The organism is Streptosporangium roseum DSM 43021, assembly GCF_000024865.1.
Classification (GTDB): domain Bacteria; phylum Actinomycetota; class Actinomycetes; order Streptosporangiales; family Streptosporangiaceae; genus Streptosporangium; species Streptosporangium roseum.
Genome location: NC_013595.1, coordinates 6667401 through 6690704, shown reverse-complemented (window position 1 = coordinate 6690704; position 23304 = coordinate 6667401). Strand labels below are relative to the sequence as shown.

The following is a 23304-nucleotide window of genomic DNA, read 5'->3' as shown; positions in this document are numbered from 1 at the left end:
GACCCGTTCCGGGGGCCCGCACCGTACCGGCGGCTAGAAGCGGACCGGCAGTGCCCGCAGCCCGCGGATCAGCGAGCCGTCCTGGCGCCAGGAGAGCTCGTCCGGCGGGCAGCCGAGGGCGATGTCCGGCAGGCGCCGCAGAAGCGTCCCGAAGGCGACCTGGGCCTCCAGGCGGGCCAGCGGAGCCCCCAGGCAGAAGTGGATGCCGTGCCCGAAGGCCACGTGACGGTTGTCGGCCCGGGTGATGTCGAGGGTGTCCGGATCGTCGAACGCCCCGGGGTCGCGGTCGGCGGCGCCGAGGGAGACGTGGACCAGGCTGCGCTTGGGGATGTGGACGCCCGCGATCTCCATGTCGGCGGTGGAGAAGCGGAAGGTGGCCCGCTCCACCGGGCCCTCGTAGCGCAGGAACTCCTCGATCGCCGAGGGCAGCAGCTCGGGCTGCTCCCGCAGCAGCCGGAGCTGGCCGGGGTCGGAGAGCAGGGCCAGCATGCCGTTGCCGATCAGGTTGACCGTGGTCTCGTGCCCGGCGATGAGCAGCAGGGTGAGCGTGGAGACCAGCTCCTCCTCGCTGAGCAGCTCCTCCTCGTCGCGGGCGAGGACCAGCGCGCTGATCATGTCGTCGCGGGGTTCGGCCCGGCGCCCGGCGATGGTCCGGAGGAAGTAGGCGCGGATGGCGGCGTTCGCCTCGACGCGGAGCAGGATCTGCTCGTCGTCGAACGGCGGGGTGATCAGGGCGGTCGACCACCGGCGGAAGTCGTCGCGGTCCTCGACGGGGACGCCCAGAAGCTCGCAGATCACCGTGATCGGCAGCGGGAAGGCGAAGTCGTCGAGCAGCTCGGCGTGGCCCTTGACGGCCATCGCGTCGATGAGACGGTCGGTGATCTCCTGGACCCGGGGGCGCAGGCTCTCGGTCCGCCGCGGGGTGAAGGCCTTGGCGACCAGGCGGCGCAGCCGGGTGTGGTCCGGCGGGTCGCTGTTGAGCATGTTGTGGGCCAGGACCGGGTTGCCCTGGCCCAGGATCGCGCGGAACGCCTCGGGCCCCTCGAACGGGTTCTTGCTCAGGCGCGGGTCGTTGAGGGCCCGGCGGCCGTGCTCGTAGTCGACCACCAGGAAGGCCTCGACGCCCGGCGGGAACTCGATCGGGTGGACCGGCCCCTTCTTCCGGAGCGCGGCGTAGGCGGCGTAGGGGTCCCTGCCGAATTCGGGATTCCACACGAACTCGACGGGCAGCTTCTCCGGCATCCGGTCCCCCTCGGTGAGATGGATCACACTCCCTCTGCTCCAAGTGTGGCTCCGGAGACCCGGGGATCGCCCGACTGTGATCGGGATCACAGCCCGCGAGGGGTCGTTCCGCCCGGAAAGACGGAACGCCCCGGCGGCCGACCGGCCACCGGGGCGTCCAGCCCGCACTCCGCTAGGCGAGCTTCACGTCCTTGATGATCACCGGGATCTTGGGGGCGTTGGAGCCGCCGTCGCCGGTGATGTCGTCGGGGTTGGTGATCCACCCGCCCTTGTAGACCTTGTCGAGGATGTCCGCGCCCTTGGAGACGACGCCGAAGGGGGTGTACTCCGGGCCCAGCTGGGCGGTCTCGTCGCCGAGCGAGATCCAGAACTGGCTGCCGTTCTGGTTGACCGCCTCGGCGGGCTGGGCCATCGCGACCGTGCCCTTGGTGAAGGGGATGCCGCCGAGGTTCTCGTCGTCGAAGACGTAACCCGAGCTGCCCTGGCCGTCGGTGGGGTTCTTGCCGTCGGCCTTGGCCTGAGGGTCACCGCACTGGAGCAGGGCCAGGCCGGAGTTCTCCGGGGTGGCCAGGCGGTGGCACTTGGTGTTGTCGAAGAAGTTCTTCTTGGCGAGGAAGGCGAAGGAGTTCACCGAGCAGGGCGCCTGCGCCGTCGCCAGGTCGATCACGATGTCACCGTGGTTGGTGGCGATCGTCATGGTCTTCAGCTTCAGGTTGGGCTTGCCCGGTGGCATGCCCACCTTCTTGGCCGGGCTGCCGCTGGTGTCCTTGCGGTAGGAGCAGCTCACCTTGGACGGGTCGACGGGGGCGCTGGTCGTCGCGGACACCGTCGGTTGCGCGGTCTCGGAGGGGGCGGGAGTGCTCGCGGCCGCGGGCTTGCCGTCGTCGCCTCCTCCGAGCAGGGTCGTCGCGGCGATCAGGCCGCCCACGACGACGACCACCGCTGCGCCGGCTCCGATGAAGGTGCTCCGCTTCGTCTTGGTCGCCTGCTCAGCACGCTGGGCCTGGCGCTCTTTGTGCTCCCGCGCCAGCTGGCTCTGGCGGTCCTCGCCGCTCACCGGTATGTCCTCCAGGATTACTGTTACTTGACTGTCAACTGGCCGAAAGCGTACCGGCCTGAGCGTGTGCTGAAGGTAAGTGATGGAATCCACCGGATGGGGCAGATGTGAAAAACGCCTGGCATCTGGTGTATTTCAGAACCATTCGTGGTGAGATTCCGTACTTGGTGATGACGAGCCACGGATGACCGGAGCCCCCGCATGTTCGACGAGATCCTGGGCCTGCCCGCCCACCCGCTGATCATTCATGCCGCGGTGGTCCTGACACCGCTCCTGGCGGTGCTGGCCGCCGTCTACGCGCTGGCGCCGCGCACGCGCGCCGTGCTGCACTGGGCGGTGGCGGCCCTCGCGGTGGCCGTCCCGGTCGCCGTCCTCGCCGCCAGGCAGAGCGGCGAGGCGCTGAAGGACAAGCGGTTCTCCTCGGTCGACGGCCAGCTCGGCCGGCGCATCGCCGAGCACGAGGGATTCGCCACGCCGCTGCTGCTGGCCGCCCTCGCCCTGGGCGTGCTCTCGCTGGCGCTCGTCTACGTCTCGCGGGCAGAGCGGTTCGGCCGCCCGGTGGGGACGGTCGTCTCGGCGCTCACCGTGGTCGCGGCCGTCGTGGCGGGCTACTACGTGCTGCGCGCCGGGCACAGCGGGGCGACGGCGGTCTGGGGGAGCTGACGGCCGGCGGCGGCCTCCCCGTCCGCCGGATCCCCGGTCCCGCCGGGGACGGGGCCCATGGCGGGGTGGATCCGGGACGGGTGGCCTGACGGTACTGTCGGAGCGTGGACAGCCTGTTCGACTCCGCGGCGGAGGAAGCCCACCGCGGCCATGAGCCCCTGGCGGTGCGGATGCGCCCGCGCGGCCTTGACGAGGTGATAGGCCAGCGCCACCTGCTGGGCCCCGGCACGCCGCTGCGCAGGCTCGTCGAGGCCGAGGCGCCGATGTCGCTGTTCCTGTGGGGCCCGCCCGGCACCGGCAAGACCACCCTGGCCTACGTGGTCGCGGGCGTCACCAAGCGCCGCTTCGTCGAGGTCTCCGCGGTGTCCGCCGGGGTCAAGGAGGTCCGCGCGGCCATCGAGCAGGCCCGGCGCGAGCTGGGCATGTCCGGCCGCCAGACCGTGCTGTTCGTGGACGAGGTGCACCGCTTCAACAAGGCCCAGCAGGACGCCCTGCTGCCCGCCGTGGAGAACCGCTGGGTCACCTTCATCGGCGCCACCACCGAGAACCCGTTCTTCTCCGTCATCTCCCCGCTGCTGTCCCGCTCGCTCCTGCTGACCCTGGAGTCGCTGTCGGAGGACGACATCCGGATGGTGCTGGAGCGCGCCGTCGCCGACCCGCGGGGCCTGGACGGGAAGGCGAAGCTGGCGCCCGAGGCCGCCGAGCACCTGGTCCGGCTGGCCGGGGGAGACGCCCGCAGGTCGCTCACCTACCTGGAGGCCGCCTCGCTGATCGCCGACGGCGAGATCACCGTCGAGGTGGTGGAGCGCGCGGTGGACAAGGCGGCCGTCCGCTACGACCGCCAGGGCGACCAGCACTATGACGTGATCAGCGGCTTCATCAAGAGCATGCGCGGCTCCGACGCCGACGCCGCGCTGCACTACCTCGCCCGCATGGTCGAGGCGGGCGAGGACCCGCGCTTCATCGCGCGCAGGATCGTCATCTTCGCCTCCGAGGACGTCGGCATGGCCGACCCGACGTGCCTGCAGGTCGCGGTGGCCGCGGCCCAGGCGGTGGAGTTCATCGGCCTGCCCGAGGGGCGGCTCAACCTCGCCCAGGCGGTCATCCACTGCGCGCTGGCCCCCAAGTCCAACGCGGTGATCAACGCCATCGGCGCGGCCTCCGAGGACGTACGGCGCGGCAGCATCGGCCACGTCCCCGCCCATCTGCGCGACGCCCACTACGGCGGGGCCAAGAAGCTCGGCCACGGCAAGGGCTACAAATACCCCCACGACTTCGAGCACGGCCTGGTCCGCCAGGACTACGCCCCGGAGGAGCTCCGGGACCGCCGTTACTACCAGCCCACCCGCCACGGCGCCGAAGCGGCCTTCGCCGACCGCTGGTCCAGGATCCGTTCCTTCCTGCGAGGTCAGTAGCCGCTGTGGGGCGGGGGCCCGGGAGGCTGCCGGTCACCGGGGCCGGAGCGTGCCGCGGCCGGTCTCCCGGCGGCTAGCCTGGATACCCGCCCCGCGCGGGCGGGGCGGCCCGACGGTGAGGGCCGGCCCCGGCGTCCCCCGGCCCGCCCGGCGGAGACGGCCACCGTACGGCGGCATGCCGGGGGAACAAGGCGGGACACGATAGGGTCTTGCCATTCCAGCCGGGTGAACTAAGGAGATCGGCGCATGCTTACCGCGGGAGAGGTCGCCGGACTGATCGTGGCCACGGCGTGGGCGGTGCTCGTCTGCTTCCTGGCCATGGTCCTGGTGAAGCTGGCCCGGCTGCTCACCGAGACCACCAAGATGGTCTCCGACCTGGGCGAGCGCGTGGTGCCGTTGCTGGAGGACGTCACGGCCACCGTTGGCGAGACCAACCGCCAGCTGGTCGCCGTCGAGGCCATCGCCAAGGACGTCAAGCAGGTCAGCGGGCACGTCGCGAAGGTCAGCGATGTCACGCAGAGCCTGGTCACCGGGCCGTTGATCAAGGTCGCGGCACTGAGCCACGGCATCCGGCAGGCCCTGCACGTCCGCGGCAGATCGAACCTTCGGATGCTGGAGAGGCGGCGGCGATGATCCGGCGGCTGTTCTACATGTCCCTGGGCGCGTTCGGCGCGGTGTGGGTCATGCGTAAGCTGCAAGCACTGCATCCGAACCACCTGGCCCGGCGCGCCGTGCACAACGCCGCCGGAGCCCTGGACCAGGTGCGGGAGTTCGCCGGCGACGCCCTGGACGGCGCGGCCAAGAGGGAAACCGAGTTGCGATCCAGGTTCGGGCTCGACACTGTTGAGAAGACCTATCACTACGACGTAAAGGATGGCCGCTGACATGGAGTCGGCAGAGATCGCCCGCCGCTTCCTGCGCTTCTTCGAGGAGCGTGGGCACACCGTCGTGCCCTCGGCCAGCCTGATCGCCGAGGACCCGACGCTGCTTCTGGTCCCCGCGGGCATGGTGCCGTTCAAGCCCTACTTCCTGGGACAGCAGAAGCCGCCCTTCAACCGGGCCACCAGCGTCCAGAAGTGCGTGCGCACCCCCGACATCGACGAGGTCGGCAAGACCACCAGGCACGCCACGTTCTTCCAGATGCTCGGCAACTTCTCCTTCGGCGACTACTTCAAGGAGCAGGCGATCCCGCTCGCCTGGGAGCTGCTGACCAAGCCCGAGTCCGAGGGCGGTTTCGGCTTCCCCCAGGAGCGGCTCTGGGTCACCGTCTACCAGGACGACGACGAGGCCTACGGCATCTGGCACGACAAGGTCGGCGTCCCGTCCGAGCGCATCCAGCGCCGCGGCCTGGAGGACAACTACTGGCACATGGGCGTCCCGGGCCCCGGCGGCCCGTGCTCGGAGATCTACTACGACCGCGGCCCCGAGTACGGCAGGGACGGCGGGCCCGTCGCCGACGAGAACCGCTACCTCGAGGTGTGGAACAACGTCTTCATGCAGTTCCAGCTCAGTGCGGTCCGCAGCAAGGTGGACTTCGACGTCGCGGGCGAACTGCCCGCCAGGAGCGTCGACACCGGCATGGGCCTGGAGCGCATGGCGGCGATCCTGCAAGGCGTCGACAACATCTACGAGATCGACACCACCTACAAGATCCTCGACCGGGCCGCCGAGCTCACCAAGACGCGCTACGGCCGCGACGAGCGCGCCGACGTCTCGCTGCGGGTCATCGCCGACCACGTCCGGACCGGCGTGATGCTCGTCGCCGACGGCGTGCTGCCCTCCAACGAGGGGCGGGGCTACGTCCTGCGCCGCATCCTGCGCCGGGCCATCCGCAACCTGCGCCTGCTGGGCGCGGGCGAGGAGCGCTACATGCACGAGCTCACCGCGGTGACCATCGACGTGATGGGCGAGCAGTACCCCGAGCTCAAGGCCGACGCCCCGCAGATCCACGGCGTCATCGACGCCGAGGAGGCCTCGTTCCTGGGCACCCTCCGCACCGGCACCGCGATCTTCGACGTCGCCGTGGAGGAGACCAGGCGCAAGGGGAAGGGCACCCTCGCCGGGGAGCAGGCCTTCCAGCTCCACGACACCTACGGCTTCCCGATCGACCTGACCCTGGAGATGGCCTCCGAGCAGGGGCTCAAGGTCGACGAAGAGGGCTTCCGCCGGTTGATGAAGGAGCAGCGCGACCGGGCCAAGGCCGACGCCGCCGCCAAGAAGACCGGCAACGCCGACATCTCGGTGTTCGGCCAGATCCTTGAGAAGACCGGCCGGGTGGAGTTCCTGGGCTACGACCAGGTGACCGCCGAGGCCGAGGTCATCGGCCTGCTCGTCGGCGGGGCCCCGGTCCCGGCCGCGGGCGCCGGCACCGAGGTCGAGGTCGTGCTGGGCCGTACCCCCTTCTACGCCGAGGGCGGCGGCCAGCTCGCCGACCAGGGCGTCATCCGCACCGACGGGGCCGAGGTCGAGATCGTGGACGTGCAGTCCCCGGTCTCCGGCGTCGTCGTCCACCGCGGGAAGGTCCGCGCCGGCGAGATCCGGGTGGGCGACCAGGCCCAGGCCGAGATCGACGTCGAGCGGCGCCGCGCCATCTCCCGCAGCCACACCGCCACCCACCTGGTGCACCGCGGCTTCCGCAACGCGCTGGGCGAGACGGCGGCGCAGGCCGGTTCGGAGAACTCGCCCGGTCGCTTCCGCTTCGACTTCACCGCCGCCGGCGCCGTGGCGCCCAGCATGCTCCGCGACGTCGAGGACGAGGTCAACGCCGTCCTGATCAACGACCTCACGGTCAACGCCTTCCACACCTCCCAGGCCGAGGCGCGGGCGATGGGCGCGCTGGCCCTGTTCGGCGAGAAGTACGGCGAGACCGTCCGCATCGTCGAGGTCGGCGACTACTCCCGCGAGCTCTGCGGCGGCACCCACGTCTCCAGCTCCGGCCAGCTCGGTCTGGTCAAGGTGCTGGGCGAGGCCTCGATCGGCGCCGGGGTGCGCCGGGTGGAGGCTCTGGTCGGCCTGGACGCCTTCCGCTTCCTGGCCCGCGAGAGCGTGCTCGTCGCCCAGCTGTCGGAGCAGCTCAAGGCGCGCCGCGAGGAGCTGCCGGAGCGGATCGACGGCATCGTGACCCGGCTGCGCGCCGCGGAGAAGGAGCTGGACAAGCTCCGTTCCGCCCAGGTGCTCGCGATGGCGGGCGAAATGGCCGCCGGTGCCCGTGACCTGCACGGAGTCTCTGTCGTGACGCGCCGCGCGCCTGATGGAACCTCCCCCGACGACCTGCGTAAGCTCGCCCTTGACGTGCGTGGCCGGTTCACGGGTGAGCAGCCCGCGGTCGTCGTCGTGGCCGGTGTCCCCAGCGACCGGCCCGTCGTCGTCGCCGTGGTCAACGACGCGGGGCGCGGACGGGGCCTGAAGGCGGGGCAGCTCGTCGGCGTCGCCGCCAAGGCGCTCGGCGGTGGCGGTGGCGGTAAGGATGACGTCGCCCAGGGCGGTGGAGCCCGTCCTGAGGCGATCGACGACGCGCTTGTCGCCGTCGAGCAGGCGATCGCGCAGACGGTCGTCTGACGATGGACGCCCGCGAGTCGCCGGCGGCTCGGAGGCGGGGATGATGATGAGAAACGGCATCCGGCTGGGTGTCGACGTCGGCTCGGTCCGCATCGGCGTGGCCCGCAGTGACCCTTCGGGACTGCTGGCCACGCCGGTGGAGACCGTACGGCGCGGCAGAGGCGACCTGGACCGGCTCGCGGAGATCGCGGCCGAGTACGAGGTCGTCGAGATCGTCGTAGGCCTGCCGACCTCGCTGTCGGGCCGCGAGGGGCAGGCGGCCGAGGCCGCCCGCGACTTCGCGACCCGGATCTCGCTGCGGCTGGCACCCATCCCCGTCCGGCTGTTCGACGAGCGGCTGACGACCGTCACCGCCCAGCAGGGCCTGCGGGCCAGCGGGGTCAAGGCCAAGAACCAGCGGGCCGTGGTGGACCAGGCGGCGGCCATCGTGCTGCTCCAGGCGGCCCTGGACGCCGAACGCGCCACAGGCAGGCCCCCGGGCAGGGCGCTCGTCCCGCCGGGTGGGCAGCCGGACGGCGGGGCCGCCCGGTGAGCCGCCTGCGGACAAGGACACCGAAGTGAGATCGCCGTACGACACCTGCCTGAGGCATGGCGTGCCGCCGGGGCCCATCGCGGATCCGGGAGAGAAGGCGTTATGTGCGGTTCTCCACCCAGACCAAGGAGATTGGTTCCGGTTTGTCACAACCGCTCCGGAGCATAGAATCACGAAATTCACTGACAAAGAGAGTGAGTTCGTGAGATACCGGGAAGACCTAAACAGCTACCTCGGGACGTGTTGATGTCCGGCGGAACACCCCTCGTTCCACCGCGTGCGGCGACTCGTGCCGAGAGGCCAGGAGAAGGCGCCCGGCGGACCGGGACGTCTGGCATGGTGTCCCCCCTCGGTTCGGCATACCCGCTTGACGGCAGGCCGCCTCTACCGGGAGATTGGCGGGCGACTCTATGAACGATCTCGATATGGACTTCCTGGTCGGCGACGACGACGGCAGGTCGCGGCGCGGCTCACGCACATCTTCAGGCTCCGGCGGCCGGCGCGGACGCCGCCGCCGGCGCCGCCGCAACCGGGGTGGCTTCCTCGCCCCCATGCTCGCGGTCATCGTCCTGCTGGGCGGTATCGGCGCCGGGGGCTTCTACGGCTACACCTGGCTGCGCGACGCGATGACCGTCGAGGACTACACCGGACAGGGCGCCGGCGAGGTCGTCGTGGAGATCAAGACCGGGCAGAGCGCCTCGGACGTCGCCCGGACCCTGCAGGAGCAGGGGGTGGTCAAGAGCGCAGAGGCGTTCGTCAACGCCGCCGCCGCCGCGGATATGAGCGCCTCCCTGCAGCCGGGCGAATACACCCTGCGCAAGCAGATGTCGGCCGCCGCCGCGGTCAAGCTGCTCGACCCGGACAAGCGGCTGCGGGAGACGGTGACCCTCAAGGAGGGGCTGCGCCTGTCCGACACCCTGACGCAGCTGGCCAAGCAGACCGGCAAGCCGCTCAGGGAGTTCCAGCGGGCGGCCAGGGACGGCAAGGCGCTCGGCCTGCCCTCCTACGCCAGGGGCAAGCTGGAGGGCTACGCCTTCCCGGCCACCTACGAGATCTCCCCCAAGATGGAGCCCGTCGACATCCTGACCGCGATGGTCGACCGCTTCCACCAGACCGCCGGCAAGGACGGGCTGGAGAAGGAGGCCAAGGCACTCGGCCACACCCCGCACGAGATCATGACGATCGCCAGCATCGTCCAGGCCGAGTCCGGCAGCGTCGAGGACATGGGCAAGGTGGCCCGCGTCATCTACAACCGCCTCGACGGCAATCCGCCGCGCAAGCTGGAGATGGACAGCACGGTGATGTACGGGCTGAACAAGTACGGCGTCGCGGCGACCAACGCCGACCTCGAGAGCACATCGCCCTACAACACCTACGCGCGGGAGGGTCTGCCCCCGGGGCCGATCGCCAACCCCGGCGACCACGCCATCCAGGCCGCGCTCAACCCCACCAAGGGCGACTGGATCTTCTTCGTGACCACCGACACCAAGCGCGGCATCACCAAGTTCACCGCGTCCGAGGCCGAGTTCTTCAGGTTCAAGGCGGAGTTCGAGAAGAACCAGGCGGGCGGGTGATGAGGGCGGCGGTGCTCGGGTCGCCCATCGTCCACTCGCTCTCGCCCCATCTGCACCGCGCCGCCTACGAGGGCCTCGGCCTGTACGGCTGGCGCTACGAGGCGATCGAGTGCGACGAGGCCGGGCTGCCCGGCCTGATCGGCAGGCTGGGGTCCGGGTGGGCGGGGCTGTCGCTGACCATGCCGCTCAAGCGGGCCGTGCTGCCACTGCTCGACACCGTCTCCGACCTCGCGGTGGCGGTGGGTGGGGCCAACACCGTGATCTTCTCGGACGGCGCCCGCCACGGCGAGAACACCGACGTCCACGGCATCGTCCAGGCGCTCGCCGAGGCGGGCGTGGCGCCGCCCCGGGCGGCGACGGTCCTGGGCGGGGGAGCGACCGCGGCCTCCGCGCTGGCCGCGCTGCGCGAGCTTGGCCTGCGCGAGGCGACCCTGGTGGTCCGCGACCCGGACAGGGCCGGGGAGACCGCCGCGGTGGCCGAGCGGCTGGGCACGGCCCTGACGGTGCAGACCTTCGACAAGCTCGACACCGTCCTGGACGTGGACCTGGTCGTCTCGACCCTGCCGGCGGGAGCCGCCGACGGTCTGGCCGGCCTGGTGGCCGGGGTGCCCGCCCTCTTCGACGTGGTCTACGCGCCGTGGCCCACCCGACTGGCCGCGGCCGTGGCCGAGCGGGGCGGGACCGTGATCGGCGGCTTCCCCATGCTCCTGCACCAGGCGGTCCGGCAGGTCGAGCTGATGACCGGCCGGACCGACGTGCCGGTGGAGGCGATGCGCGCGGCGGGCAAGGCCGAGATCGTCAGACGATCCGCTCCGGAGAGCTGACCGTCCCGGTGCCGTAGGGCTGGAAGCCGCGCCGGGCGACGATGAAGACGGTGACGACGAGCAGTGCCTGGACGGCCAGAAGGGGCCAGTCGGCCCCGCCGGGCCCGTCCGGCGGGGCGCCGCCGTAGATCATCGCCAAGAGCGGGACCATGAGCGAGACGGCGCGGCGGCCGACCGGGGTCCGGCTGCCGGCACCGCAGGCCATGGCGATCAGTGCCATGGTGGCCAGCCCGTCGGTGAATCGGCCGGGGACGAACAGGTAGGTCAGGGCGGCGCTCGCGTTCAGCGTCAGGATCGCCGCGAGGGCCCAGCGGAGCAACCGCCGGTGGCCGATCAGTGCCGCTCCTCCGGCGGGATGCGGCGCGAAGGTCAGCAGGAGGGCGACGATCAGGCCGGGGAGCGCGTGGAACGCCAGGCCGAACGGGCTGAACAGGAAATTCGAGGAGAAGGAGCCCGGGCCGAGATATACGACCGCGTCCAGGCTCATCTGCAGGTTGATCGCGGGGCTCGCGACGGCCCAGATCCACGCGCAGGCCGCCGCGGCCCATCGCATGCTCCGCAGAGCCAGGCCGATGATCAAGGCTTGCGGTAGCGCGAACGCGAGTGGCACCAGCGTGAGGAACAGGGGCAGCGCGTCCGCCACCCAGAGGGCCATGCCCCACGCGCCGGCTTCGAGGACGAGCAGGGAGAGCGGGGCGACGATCGCGGCGACGTTCAGCGCGTCGCGCCAGTGCGAGGCGGCCTCGGGGCCGAGAGACCTCTGGAGGCGGATCCGCAGGCCGCCCATGATCAGGTCGAGGACGTCACGTGGATCCGGATACCTGCGCCCGGGCTCCGCTCCGGCGAGCATCACGCCGATCATCTCCTCCTCGTGGCGGGCCCTGTGCCCGCGGGGGTAGCAGGCCATGAGCCTGCGGTAGCGCGCCTCCAGGGAGCTCACCCCGCACCTCCTGCGAGGCCGCGGCGGAACAGTGCCCCACCGGCCGGGCGGACGCGCAGGCGCGTTGAGGCCGCCTCGGCGTTCCTGCGCAGCCGTTCGGCCTCGGCGGCCAGGCGGCCGGCGCCGTCGCCGGTCAGCCGGTAGTAGCGCCGGAGGCGGCCGTCCACCACCTCTTCGCGGTCGGCGGCGACCAGCCCCTCGGACTGGAGACGGTCGAGGGCGGCGTAGAGGGTGCCCGCGCGCAGCCGTACCCGGCCGCCGGAGATCTCCTGAACGTCGTTGATCACTCCGTAGCCGTGCTGGGGTCCGGCCGCCAGGGCAGTGAGGATCAGGAACGTGGGTTCCTGCATCGATCGCTCGCTCATACCTTCTTTATATACAGATCATCGGTACGTCGCGCAACGGGTGCGGGGGAATGCGGCTCCTGCGGGGATGTCGCGGGATGATTCAGTGGACGCAGGTGGTTGTGGTAATGTAACTACTCGATCGGTCCGGCGTGCCTGCTGGACGCGCAAGCGGAGGGCCACCTCCCACCTGGTCGACCGAGAGGTCGGCAGGTCAAGGATCACACCGGGTAACTCCGGAGGGCTTACGGCGTCAAAGCTGATGAGCTCATGTGGCCCCGCATGCGCGACGTGTGGGGCATTTCGTGTATCCAGACCTGAAAACGGCCTGCGTTCCGCGACCTCCCGGCACGATCGAGCATGTGGCAACCGCCCCCAAAGACGGCGGCGGATCGCAACCTAGGAGGCCCCATCAGCGCCGAGCCCCGCATCAACGACCGTATTCGCGTCCCCGAGGTCCGCCTCGTCGGCCCGAACGGCGAACAGGTTGGCATCGTCTCCATCGGCGATGCTCTGAAGCTGGCTCAGGAGTCCGACCTCGACCTCGTTGAGGTCGCGGCCACGGCTCGCCCGCCCGTGTGCAAGCTCATGGACTACGGCAAGTTCAAGTACGAGTCCGCGATGAAGGCACGTGAGGCGCGGCGTAACCAGGCGTACACGATCATCAAGGAGATCAAGCTCCGACCGAAGATCGACCCGCACGACTACGAGACCAAGAAGGGTCACGTGGTGCGGTTCCTCAAGGCCGGGGACAAGGTCAAGGTCACGATCATGTTCCGCGGGCGGGAGCAGTCCCGGCCCGAGCTGGGCTTCCGGCTCCTGCAGCGCCTGGCAGAGGACGTCACGGACCTCGGTTTCGTGGAGTCCCAGCCCAAGCAGGACGGCCGAAACATGATCATGGTGATCGGCCCGCACAAGAAGAAGGCCGAGGCCAAGGCCGAGAAGGCGGCGGCCAAGGCGCGGCGCGACGAGGACTCCGTGGAGGAGCAGGCACCCGTCGGCGACGAGGTGGCAGCTCCGCAGGAGTGACTCGCATAGCCTGAACCGTCAGGTAGTCGCGAGATTAAGCCGAGACCGGGTCCGGTCTCGCAGTCAGGCATGCCCTTGACTTGGGTTACCGGCCCGGGACATCGGCACGATCGAGGGAGAGACGGCTGAGATGCCGAAGATGAAGACGCACAGCGGTGCGAAGAAGCGATTCCGGCTCACCGGCACCGGCAAGATCAAGCGTCGCCGTGCCAACCGCGCGCACTACAACGAGTGGAAGTCCTCCACCTTGACGCGTCGTCTCAAGTCCGAGGTCGTGCTCTCCGATGCCGACGCCAAGAAGATCAAGAAGCTGCTCGCTAAGTAACGGCCCCCGGGGAGATAGATACACATGGCACGCGTGAAGCGGGCGATCAACGCCAAGAAGAAGCGCAAGGTCGTTCTTGAGCGGGCGAAGGGCTACCGGGGCCAGCGGTCCAGGCTGTACCGCAAGGCCAAGGAGCAGATGCTCCACTCGATGACCTATGCCTACCGCGACCGCAAGGACCGCAAGGGCACCTTCCGCCGTCTCTGGATCCAGCGCATCAACGCCGCTGCCCGCCAGAACGGCATCACCTACAACCGGCTCATCCAGGGTCTGCGCCTGGCCTCCATCGAGGTCGACCGCAAGATCCTCGCCGACCTCGCGGTCAACGACGCCGCCACGTTCGCGACGCTGGTCGAGGCCGCCAAGAAGGCGCTTCCGGCCGACGTGAACGCGCCGGTCGCCGGCTGAATCCGGCACTGACGAGCGTGCGGCCCACAGCGATCACGCTGTGGGCCGTATTCGCATTCTTGGGGGGACAGGCATGGCCGGATCTGAGCTGACCAACATCAAGTCGCCGAGGGTCAAAGCCGTGCGGCGGCTGACCAAACGGGCCTTCAGGGACCGTGACCGCTCCTTCCTCGCGGAGGGACCCCAGGCGGTCCGTGAGGCGCTGGCGCTGGAAGGCGTCGTGGTGGAGCTGTTCGCCACGGCCGAGGCCGAACAGCGGCACGCCGACATCGTCGCCGCGGCCACCGCCGCGGGACTGGCCGTCCACCGGGCCAGCGGCGAGGTCATGGCCGAGCTCGCCCAGACCGTCACGCCGCAGGGGCTGCTGGCCGTGTGCCGGTTCGTGCACGTGCCCCTGGACGGAGCCGTCACCGCCGGCGCCAGGCTGGTGGCCGTGCTCGCCCACGTCCGCGACCCGGGCAACGCCGGGACCGTGCTGCGCACCGCCGACGCGGCCGGCGCCGACGCCGTCGTCTTCACCGACGCCTCGGTGGACCCCTACAACGGCAAGTGCGTCCGCGCCAGCGCCGGCAGCCTGTTCCATCTCCCCGTCACCACGGGGGTCCCGGTGGCGCAGGCCGTACAGCGGCTCAAGGACGCCGGGCTGCGGGTGCTCGCCGCCGACGGCGCGGGCAAGCAGACGCTGGACGACGTGGACCTGTCCGGTCCGACCGCCTGGATCTTCGGCAACGAGGCCTGGGGGCTGCCCGAGGAGATCCTGCGGCTGGCCGACGAGGTGGTCCGGGTGCCGATCCACGGACGGGCCGAGAGTCTCAACCTCGCGACCGCCGCCGCGGTGTGTCTGTACGCATCTGCCCGGTCTCAGCGGGCCGGTTCCCCGGCCCCCGCCCCGAGGCTGCCGTAGAACGCGGGAAACCCGCTATTGTCGGCGTTGTAGCGTCGAGGAGGCGGGGTCGTGCACGGCGAACACACCGACGAACGGAGCGCTGACTCCGCCTGTGTGATCGACGTGGACGACCTTCCCGACGGGCTCGTCGTGACCGATCGGGACGGCCACGTGCTGGCCGTCAACCGGGCCGCGACCCGCCTCACCGGGGTCACCCGCGACCAGGCCGCCGGACGGCACCTGCGCGACGTGTTCTCCTTCCGCGACCATGACGGGCGCGACTGGTGGAAGTGGCTCGACACCTACGGCGGGCTGCCCACCCGCAGCCGCCAGCCCGAGCTCCCGCTGCGCACCCCCGGCGGCCAGGAGATGCTCGTGGCCGCCCGCCTGGTGCGCAGGCCCGAGCGGGGCGGCGAGGTCGTCCGGGTGGTCATCACGCTCCGTGACGCCGGCGCCCGCGCCCGCCTGGAGCGCAGCCGCGCCGACCTGGTCTCCACCGTCGCCCACGAGCTCCGCTCCCCGCTGACCAGCGTCAAGGGCTTCACCGCGACCCTGCTGGCCAAGTGGACCCGTTTCACCGACAACCAGAAGCTCGTCATGCTGGAGACGGTCAACGCCGACGCCGACCGGGTGACCCGGCTGATCACCGAGCTGCTCGACGTGTCCCGCATCGAGTCCGGGCGGCTGGAGATCCACCGCCAGGTGGTCGACATCCCGGCGAGGGCCCGCAAGATCATCGCCGGCCGGGTCGCGGCGGGGGAGCCGGAGGACCGTTTCCGGCTGGAGGTGGACGGCGAGCTGCCCGAGACCTGGCTCGACCAGGACAAGATCGACCAGGTGCTGGCGAACCTGATGGAAAACGCGGTGCGTCACGGGCGCGGTACGGTGACAATAGCCATCGAGCCGAACGAGTGGGGAGTGACCGTGTCCGTCCGTGACCAGGGAGAGGGAATCCCTCCTGAGCTGGCCACGCGCGTGTTCCGGCAGTTCTGGCGGGGCAACGCCCGCCGCCGCGGTGGCACCGGGCTCGGCCTGTTCATCGTCAAGGGACTGATCGAGGCCCATGGCGGCACCATCTCCGTGCAGCGGGGGCCCGAGGGCGGGGCCGAGTTCCGATTTATGGTGCCCACCGGCACCCCCGACTTCGCCTGAGCGCGGATGCAGGCCCGGTGGGCTTCCCCGACTAGACTCGTTGCCGCTTAAGCCCTGGATTCGGAGCTCTCTTGTCTAACTACGACCCGGTTGAGGTGACCCCGCTGCACGCCGATGAGATGGCGAGCATGCAGGCCGACGCGCTCGACGCCATCAAGGCGGCGCGCGACCTCGACGAACTCAAGCAGGTACGGCTCGCACACGCCGGTGACCGCTCGCCGATCGCCCTGGCCAACCGCGAGATCGGCGCGCTGCCCCCGGCGGCCCGCGCCGAGGCGGGCAAGCGCATCGGCGGCGCCCGCAAGGCCGTCGCCGACGCTCTCGCCCAGCGCCAGGCCGAGCTGGAGGCCGAGCGTGACGAGAGGGTCCTCGTCGAGGAGACCGTCGACGTCACGCTGCCCGCCGACCGCGCCCCGCGCGGCGCCCGGCATCCCCTGACCACCCTGCAGGAGCGCGTCGCCGACGCGTTCGTCGCGATGGGCTACGAGGTGGCCGAGGGGCCCGAGCTGGAAGGCGAGTGGTTCAACTTCGACGCGCTGAACATCTCGCCCGACCACCCGGCGCGCTCGGAGCACGACACCTTCTTCGTGGAGTCCGTCGAGTCCGGGAAGGTGCTGCGCACGCAGACCTCGCCGGTGCAGATCCGGGCCCTGCTCAGCCGCCGGCTCCCGGTCTACGTGATCTCGCCCGGCAAGGTGTTCCGCACCGACGAGCTCGACGCCACCCACACCCCGGTCTTCCACCAGGTCGAGGGGCTGGCGATCGACGAGGGCCTGACCATGGCCCACCTCAAGGGCACCCTGGACCGTTTCGCCGAGGTCATGTTCGGCGAGGGCATCACCACCAGGTTCCGGCCCAACTACTTCCCCTTCACCGAGCCGTCCGCCGAGATGGACCTGAAGTGCTTCGTCTGCCGGGGCGCCTCGGCGGTGCCGGGCAACCCGCCCTGCCGCACCTGCAAGTCCGAGGGCTGGATCGAGTGGGGCGGCTGCGGCATGGTCAACCCGCGGGTGCTCATCGCCTGCGGCGTCGACCCGGGCCGCTACAGCGGCTTCGCCTTCGGGATGGGCATCGAGCGCACGCTGATGTTCCGTCACAACGTCGAGGACATGCGCGACATGGTCGAGGGAGACGTCCGCTTCACGCTCCCGTTCGGAATGGAGATCTGATGAAGGCCCCGCTTTCATGGCTGCGGGAGTACGTCGATCTCCCCGCCGTCACCGCGCACGAGATCGCCGACAGGCTCACCGCCGCCGGGCTCAAGCTGGAGGCCGTCACCTCCTACGGCTACGACGTCAAGAACGTGGTCGTCGGCGAGGTGCTGGCCATCGAGGAGCTGCAGGGCTTCAAGAAGCCCATCCGGCACTGCCAGGTCGAGGTGGGGGAGGCCGCGCCGCGTGAGATCGTCTGCGGCGCCACCAACTTCGCGGTCGGCGACCGGGTGCCGGTCGTGCTGCCCGGGGGCGTGCTGCCCGGCGGGTTCGAGGTCGGCGCCCGCAAGACCTACGGCCGGATGTCCGAGGGCATGATCTGCTCGGAGCGCGAGCTCGGCCTGAGTGACGAGCACGCCGGCATCATGGTGCTGGCCGAGGGCACCCCGATCGGGGCCGACGTGGTCGAGCTGCTCGGCCTGCGCGACGACGTGATCGAGATGGAGATCACCCCGGACATCGGCTACGCGCTGTCGATCCGCGGCGTGGCCCGCGAGGCGGCCACCGCCTTCGACTCGGCGTTCCTCGACCCGGCCGACGTCTCCCCGCCCGCCGAGGCAGGCCCGTCCTACCCGGCCTCCATCGCCGACCCGACCGCCTGCGACCGTTTCGTGCTGCGCGAGGTCCACGGCTTCGACCCGTCGGCGCGGAGCCCGCTGTGGATGCGGACCCGGCTCACGCGGGCCGGCGTCCGCCCGGTCTCGCTGGCCGTCGACGTCACCAACTACGTGATGCTGGAGACGGGCCAGCCCCTGCACGCCTTCGACGCCGGGAAGCTGACCGGTGAGATCGTGGTGCGCCGGGCCGAGCCGGGCGAGACGCTGGAGACGCTCGACCACGTCGTCCGCGAGCTCCACCCGGAAGACATCCTGATCACCGACGGATCGGGCGCGATCTCGATGGCCGGGACCATGGGCGGCCTGCACACCGAGATCTCCGACACCTCCACCGACATCGTGATCGAGGCCGCGCACTTCTCCGCCAGCGGCATCGCGCGCGAGTCCCGCCGCCACAACCTGGTCAGCGAGGCCTCCAAGCGCTTCGAGCGGGGCGTGGACCGGGAGCTGCCGCTGTACGCCTCCTGGCGCGCGGCCCAGCTCCTGGCCGAGCTCGGCGGCGGCACGATCCAGCCGGGCGTGACCCACGCCGAGGTCGAGGTCGAGCCGGTCCGCATCTCCATCCCGAGCGGTCACCCCGGCAGGGTCGCCGGAGTCGGCTACGACCGCGAGACCGTGATCCGCCACCTGGAGCAGGTCGGCTGCACGGTGGTCGCGGGTACGGTCGCCCCCGCCGACGAGCTCGCCGCCAAGCTGGCGGTCACCGGCGACGACATGCTGACGGTCACCCCGCCCTCGTGGCGGCCCGACCTGACCGACCCGAACGACCTCGCCGAGGAGGTCATCCGGCTCGAGGGCTACGAGAACCTGCCCTCGATCCTGCCCGCCGCGCCGGCGGGCGCCGGTCTCAGCGAGAGCCAGCGGCTGCGCCGCCGGGTGGGCCGGGCGCTGGCGGCCTCCGGCTACGTCGAGGTCCTGGCCTACCCGTTCGTCGGGGAGCGCGACTTCGACAACCTGCAGCTGCCCGCCGGCGACGCGCGCCGCCGGGCCGTACGGCTGGCCAACCCCCTCAGCGAGGACGAGCCGCTGATGCGGACCACGCTGCTGCCGGGGCTGCTCAAGACGCTGGTCCGCAATGTCGGCCGGGGCTTCGGCGACGTGGCGCTGTTCGAGACGGGCCTGGTCTACCGGCCCTCGCAGGACGCGCCCGCGACCGCGCCGGTGCTCGGGGTGGACCGCAGGCCGACCGAGGAGGAGCTCGCCTCCATCGAGGCCGCGCTGCCCGCCCAGCCGCTGCGGGTGGGCGCCGTGCTGGCCGGGGAGTTCGAGCGGTCCGGCTGGTGGGGCAAGGGGCGTGCGGGCACCTGGGCGGACGCCGTCGAGGCGGCCCGCACGGTGGCCCGGGAGGCCGGGGTCACCCTCGACGTCCGCGCCGACCGGCACGAGCCCTGGCACCCGGGCCGCTGTGCGGCGCTGTACGCCGGGGACGTGCTCGTCGGTCACGCGGGTGAGCTGCACCCGCGCGTCATCGAGGCGTACGGCCTGCCCGCGCGGACCAGCGCGATGGAGCTGGAGCTGACCCGGCTGGAGTCGCCGTCGGCCGGTCCGGTGGCGGCGCCCGCGATCTCCGCTTATCCGATCGCCACGCAGGACGTCGCGCTCATCGTCGACGCCGCCACCCCGGTGGCCGCGGTGGAGGCGGCGCTGTGCGAGGGAGCGGGCGACCTGCTGGAGTCGGTCCGGCTGTTCGATGTCTACACCGGGGCCCAGGCCGGAGAGGGCCGGAAGTCCCTGGCCTACTCCCTGCGGTTCCGGGCGCCGGACCGGACGCTGACCGCCGAGGAGGCCAGCGCGGCCCGTGACGCGGCCGTGGCGCTCGCCGGAGAGCGCACCGGAGCCCAGCTCCGCGGCGTCTGATCCACAGTGGTGAAGGCCCCGGCGGTCCTGCCGCCGGGGCCTTCACCATGGGATCGGGGCCTTCACCTTCGGGAGGGATGATGAGACACCTGCTGGTCTTCGCCGATCGCGGCGACGCGGAGGAGGTCGCGGAGACCGTGGCCGAGGAGTTTCCGCGGATGGGCACGCCCGCCGTCGTACGGGAGACCCTCGCGGGCGAGGACGACGCCGAGGACGCCCAGTGGGTCGTGGTCGTCGAGGACCCCGACGGGGTGCTGGGGACGGATCACCTGGCGCGGCTGGAGGCGCTGGCGGAGGAGTACGAGGGCTGGCGCGAGGCCGGCTGAGGCGCGGACCCGCGGGCCACCCGGTCTCCCGGTGGAGCGGGTCGTCCGTTCCGGGGCGCCTGGCGCGGCTGGAGGGACCGAGTGGCTGGAGACCCGCCGGGGGAGAGGCCTGGGGCGCTCCCGCGGACGGCCGTCAGGTCTCGGCCCCCGCGTGGGCCTCGCGGCGGGCACGCTCCCGGACCGCGTGCTCGTCGGTGCGGGCGTCGTAGTCGCGGAACCTGGGCAGCAGCCCGGCCATCGCGACCACCGCGCCGACGCACAGCAGGCCGCCCGCGCCCAGGGAGAAGCGGGTCCCGCCGAGCTGGCCCATCAGGCTCGCCCTGGCGTTGCCCAGCATCGGGCCGCTGGTGTAGGAGAGCAGCTCGATGCCTGCCAGACGGCCACGGAACTCGTCCGGGATGGTCTGGTTCCAGATGGTGGAGCGGAAGACACCGCTGATCATGTCGGCCGCCCCGGCCAGGGCCAGGCAGGCGAAGATGCCCCAGACGGTGGGCATGACGGCCGCCAGCGCCACCGCGGCGCCCCACCCGATCGCCGCCACGACGACGCCCAGGCCGTGGCGGTGGACGTGGCTGGTCCAGCCGGAGGTGACCGAGGCGATCAGCGAGCCGACGGCCGAGGCGGAGAAGAACAGGCCCTGAGCCTCGGGGACGCCGAGCTCGTCGGCGAGGAAGGGGTACAGCGCGGTGGAGAACGCGAAGACCATCGCGGCGATGTCCACCAGGTAGGTGCCCATCAGGTCCGTGCGGCCCACGGCGTAGCGGACGCCCTCGACCAGCGCCCTGATCGACGCCGGGGGAGCGTCCTCGGACTGCGGCGGGGCCTTCACCAGCCAGAGCAGGGCCAGGGAGAACAGGAAGGTCGCCACGTTGATGCCGTAGGCGGCGGCGAAGCCGAACCAGATGACGATCAGGCCGCTGAGACCGGGGGCCACGATGGCGCCGAGGTTCCAGCGGAAGCTGGTCAGCGCGGCGGCCGCGGTGAGCTGGTCGTGCCTGACCACGCGCGGCATCAGCGACTCCAGGCTCGGCCGCTGCAGGCTGCCGAGGCCGGCGGAGAGCGCGCCGACCACGTACAGCACCCAGATCTGCGGCTCCGGCAGCATCGCGTTGACCATCAGGGCCACGACCGTGACGCAGAGCCCCACCTCGGTGTAGAGGATGATCTTCCGCCGGTCGAGCGCGTCCGCGATCGCCCCGCCCCAGAGCCCGCACACCACCATCGGCACGAATTCCGCCACGCTGACCAGGCCGACCGCCAGGTAGGAGCCGTGGGTGAGCTCCTTCATCTGCAGCGGGACCGCGACCAGCGTGAGAAAGGTGCCGAACATCGTGATCATTCCCGAGCCGAAGAGCAGCCGGAAGTCGCGGGAGTCGCGCAGGGGGCCCAGGTCCATTTTCAGCCGGCGGACCAGCGTTCTGAGCGATCGGTCAGAAGTTTCAGGCACGGACAGACAGTCTTGGCGGTGACCTGCGCCAAGGCAAACGATTTTACGCCGGTCACCGCCGGTCCCGGATCAGGAGCCCAGGACCTCCTTGCGGAGGTGGGTCTTGAGGATCTTGCCGCCGGGGTTGCGGGGGAGCTCGGTCTCGCGGACCCAGAACCGGACCGGGATCTTGAACGCCGCGATCCGCTCGCGCAGGAAGGCCTGCAGCTCCTCGGCGCTCGCCGGGGCCGCCAGCCGTACCACCGCGCCGACCTCCTCGCCGAGCTCGTCGTGGGGGATGCCGATCACCGCGACGTCGTCCACCGCCGGATGCTCGAACAGCGCGGCCTCGACCTCTGCGCAGTAGACGTTCTCGCCGCCGCGGATGACCATGTCCTTGGCCCGGTCCACGATGAACACGAAGCCCTCCTCGTCCACCCGCGCCAGGTCGCCGGTGTGCAGCCAGCCGCCGATGAAGGTCTCGGCGGTGGCCTCGGGGCGGTTCCAGTAGCCGAGGATCACGTTCGGGCCGCGCAGGCAGAGCTCGCCGACCTCGCCGGCCGGGAGCTCGTCGCCGAGCGGGTCGGCGATCTTCACCTCGACCACGGGCATCGGCAGGCCGATGCTGTCGGGCTTGGCCAGGTAGTCCACGCCGCCGTTGTTGATGGTGAGCGCGGTGGTCTCGGTCATGCCGTAGCCGTTGGAGGGGGAGCGGCTGGGCAGCAGCTCGGTGATGCGCTCCAGCAGCTTCGGCGGGGCCGGGGCGCCGCCGTACCCGAGGGAGTTGAGGCTGGAGATGTCGTGCTTGTCCAGGCCGGGGTGGGACAGGAGCTGCCACACGTTGGTGGGCACGCCGCTGAACGTGGTGACCTTCTCGCGCTCGATCAGCTCCAGGGCCCGCCCGGCGTCCCACTTGTACATCAGCACCAGGCCGCCGCCGGTGAACATGGTGGTGGTCATCACCGCGAAGCAGCCGGTGACGTGGAAGAGCGGCACGGTGAGCAGGGTGACGCGGCGCTGCCCGGCCGACTCCGCCGGGTCCTTGCCCGCCCGGACCACGCTGCGCAGCAGGCCGTAGGCCACGGTCATGGGGGACTGGCCGAGGTTGCGGTGGCTGCCGAGGGCGCCCTTGGGGCGGCCGGTGGTGCCCGAGGTGTAGAAGATCGTGGCCGGGTCCTCCGGGGACAGCTCGACCGTCGGCAGCGTCACGTCGGCCTCGACGGCGCCCAGCACGTCCTCGAACGAGCGGGCACCCTCGGGAGCCTCGCCCCGGGCCACGATCAGCGACTGCGCCAGGCCGCCGAGCCTGGCGGCGCGCTCGCCGTCGGCGATCAGCACCTTGGCCCCGGAGTCCGACAGCCCGAACTCCAGCTCCTGGGCGGTCCACCAGGCGTTGAGCGGTACGGCCACCGCCCCGGCGGCCAGCGTGGCGGAGAACGCGACCACCCACTCGGGGTAGTTGCGCATGGCGATGGCGACCCGGTCGCCCTTGACCACGCCGTAGTCCTCCACCAGGCGCCGTGCCAGCGTCGCCGCCCGCCGGAAGTGCTCCTCGTAGGTGATGTGCTCGTCCTCGTACGTCAGGAAGACCTTGTCGCCGTGGAACCGGCTCATCTCGAGGAGCGCGCGGAAGTGGCCGGGAGCGTGTTTCCACGTCCTGACGGTGCCGCCGTGGCCGGCGACCTCCTCCATCTCGAAAAGCTGTCCTGGACCGGTGAGCTGGGCCTGGACCTGGTCATGCGTGACAGTCATGTGTTCGTACTCCCCGGGGGCGGAGGGACCGGAAACGTAACGATACCGACCGGTAGGTACGGGCAACAGTGCCGAAACATCGCCGACATCCTGGACGCATGATCATGCATGGTTAAATGTAGCTATTTATGCAGTTTTCGCCCTTTTGTCTCGCCTGGAGTACCCG

23 protein-coding genes are annotated in these 23304 nt (G+C 71.0%); 17 read left to right on the top strand and 6 right to left on the bottom strand.

Going from position 1 to position 23304, the window contains the following annotated elements; genetic code table 11:
• Positions 1-33 precede the first annotated feature (33 nt).
• Positions 34-1269: a cytochrome P450 family protein gene (locus SROS_RS54000; RefSeq protein WP_012892566.1), complete on the bottom strand. Its 1236-nt coding sequence runs from the start codon at positions 1267-1269 to the stop codon at positions 34-36.
• Positions 1270-1414: 145 nt separating this feature from the next.
• A complete protein-coding gene (locus SROS_RS29425; protein ID WP_012892565.1) occupies positions 1415-2299 on the bottom strand; it encodes a peptidylprolyl isomerase in 885 nt (294 codons plus the stop codon).
• A 201-nt stretch (positions 2300-2500) separates the two neighbouring features.
• Between SROS_RS29425 and SROS_RS29420 the strand changes: the two genes are divergently transcribed.
• From SROS_RS29420 to SROS_RS29385, 9 genes are all read left to right on the top strand, one after another.
• Positions 2501-2962 carry a DUF2231 domain-containing protein gene (locus SROS_RS29420; RefSeq protein WP_012892564.1) on the top strand — a complete coding sequence of 154 codons (462 nt, stop codon included), beginning with the start codon at positions 2501-2503 and terminating at the stop codon, positions 2960-2962.
• A gap of 104 nt (positions 2963-3066) precedes the next feature.
• On the top strand, positions 3067-4377 hold the full coding sequence (locus SROS_RS29415) for a replication-associated recombination protein A (protein ID WP_012892563.1): 1311 nt from the start codon (positions 3067-3069) through the stop codon (positions 4375-4377).
• A 246-nt stretch (positions 4378-4623) separates the two neighbouring features.
• Positions 4624-5010, top strand: coding sequence for a DUF948 domain-containing protein (locus SROS_RS29410; protein ID WP_012892562.1), 387 nt, complete (start codon positions 4624-4626; stop codon positions 5008-5010).
• A complete protein-coding gene (locus tag SROS_RS29405; protein ID WP_012892561.1) occupies positions 5007-5261 on the top strand; it encodes a hypothetical protein in 255 nt (84 codons plus the stop codon). The genes SROS_RS29410 and SROS_RS29405 overlap by 4 nt, the downstream gene beginning before the upstream one ends.
• Position 5262: 1 nt before the next feature.
• A complete protein-coding gene (gene alaS, locus SROS_RS29400) occupies positions 5263-7935 on the top strand; it encodes an alanine--tRNA ligase (protein WP_012892560.1) in 2673 nt (890 codons plus the stop codon).
• Positions 7936-7981: 46 nt separating this feature from the next.
• On the top strand, positions 7982-8467 hold the full coding sequence (ruvX, locus tag SROS_RS29395; RefSeq protein WP_043656990.1) for a Holliday junction resolvase RuvX: 486 nt from the start codon (positions 7982-7984) through the stop codon (positions 8465-8467).
• Complete coding sequence (locus SROS_RS47955) at positions 8436-8714, top strand: endolytic transglycosylase MltG (protein ID WP_081453242.1); 279 nt, start codon at positions 8436-8438, stop codon at positions 8712-8714. Before ruvX ends, SROS_RS47955 begins: the two co-directional genes overlap by 32 nt.
• A 163-nt stretch (positions 8715-8877) precedes the next feature.
• Positions 8878-10041 (top strand): endolytic transglycosylase MltG, encoded by a 1164-nt coding sequence (gene mltG, locus SROS_RS29390; RefSeq protein ID WP_012892558.1) that lies wholly within the window; start codon positions 8878-8880, stop codon positions 10039-10041.
• Complete coding sequence (locus SROS_RS29385) at positions 10041-10865, top strand: shikimate dehydrogenase (RefSeq protein ID WP_012892557.1); 825 nt, start codon at positions 10041-10043, stop codon at positions 10863-10865. Before mltG ends, SROS_RS29385 begins: the two co-directional genes overlap by 1 nt.
• Here the strand turns inward: SROS_RS29385 and SROS_RS29380 are convergent.
• Both SROS_RS29380 and SROS_RS29375 read right to left on the bottom strand, forming a co-directional pair.
• Positions 10840-11805, bottom strand: coding sequence for a hypothetical protein (locus SROS_RS29380; protein ID WP_012892556.1), 966 nt, complete (start codon positions 11803-11805; stop codon positions 10840-10842). The two genes, SROS_RS29385 and SROS_RS29380, sit on opposite strands and share 26 nt — an antisense overlap.
• A complete protein-coding gene (locus tag SROS_RS29375; RefSeq protein WP_218919713.1) occupies positions 11802-12170 on the bottom strand; it encodes a PadR family transcriptional regulator in 369 nt (122 codons plus the stop codon). Before SROS_RS29375 ends, SROS_RS29380 begins: the two co-directional genes overlap by 4 nt.
• A 339-nt stretch (positions 12171-12509) precedes the next feature.
• On the opposite strand from SROS_RS29375, the gene infC reads away from it, so the two are divergent.
• The 8 genes from infC to SROS_RS29335 all read left to right on the top strand — a co-directional run bounded on the left by infC (position 12510) and on the right by SROS_RS29335 (position 19960).
• Complete coding sequence (gene infC, locus SROS_RS29370; RefSeq protein ID WP_012892554.1) at positions 12510-13178, top strand: translation initiation factor IF-3; 669 nt, start codon at positions 12510-12512, stop codon at positions 13176-13178.
• A 130-nt stretch (positions 13179-13308) separates the two neighbouring features.
• Positions 13309-13503: a 50S ribosomal protein L35 gene (gene rpmI / locus SROS_RS29365; protein ID WP_012892553.1), complete on the top strand. Its 195-nt coding sequence runs from the start codon at positions 13309-13311 to the stop codon at positions 13501-13503.
• Between the two features lie 24 nt (positions 13504-13527).
• Positions 13528-13911: a 50S ribosomal protein L20 gene (rplT, locus tag SROS_RS29360; protein WP_012892552.1), complete on the top strand. Its 384-nt coding sequence runs from the start codon at positions 13528-13530 to the stop codon at positions 13909-13911.
• Positions 13912-13984: 73 nt separating this feature from the next.
• Positions 13985-14815, top strand: a complete 831-nt coding sequence (locus SROS_RS29355; protein ID WP_012892551.1) for a TrmH family RNA methyltransferase — start codon at positions 13985-13987, stop codon at positions 14813-14815.
• 51 nt (positions 14816-14866) lie between these two features.
• Positions 14867-15949, top strand: coding sequence for a sensor histidine kinase (locus SROS_RS29350; protein ID WP_012892550.1), 1083 nt, complete (start codon positions 14867-14869; stop codon positions 15947-15949).
• A gap of 119 nt (positions 15950-16068) precedes the next feature.
• Complete coding sequence (gene pheS / locus SROS_RS29345; RefSeq protein WP_043656987.1) at positions 16069-17118, top strand: phenylalanine--tRNA ligase subunit alpha; 1050 nt, start codon at positions 16069-16071, stop codon at positions 17116-17118.
• Positions 17118-19634 (top strand): phenylalanine--tRNA ligase subunit beta, encoded by a 2517-nt coding sequence (gene pheT / locus SROS_RS29340; protein ID WP_012892548.1) that lies wholly within the window; start codon positions 17118-17120, stop codon positions 19632-19634. Before pheS ends, pheT begins: the two co-directional genes overlap by 1 nt.
• Before the next feature lie 77 nt (positions 19635-19711).
• The gene (locus SROS_RS29335; protein ID WP_245564320.1) at positions 19712-19960 is read left to right on the top strand and encodes a hypothetical protein; all 249 of its coding nucleotides are present in this window, start codon (positions 19712-19714) and stop codon (positions 19958-19960) included.
• A gap of 133 nt (positions 19961-20093) precedes the next feature.
• Here SROS_RS29335 and SROS_RS29330 read toward each other — a convergent pair whose 3' ends face one another.
• Positions 20094-21407, bottom strand: a complete 1314-nt coding sequence (locus SROS_RS29330) for an MFS transporter (RefSeq protein WP_245564318.1) — start codon at positions 21405-21407, stop codon at positions 20094-20096.
• 69 nt (positions 21408-21476) lie between these two features.
• Positions 21477-23138, bottom strand: a complete 1662-nt coding sequence (locus tag SROS_RS29325; protein ID WP_012892545.1) for a class I adenylate-forming enzyme family protein — start codon at positions 23136-23138, stop codon at positions 21477-21479.
• Positions 23139-23304 lie beyond the last annotated feature (166 nt).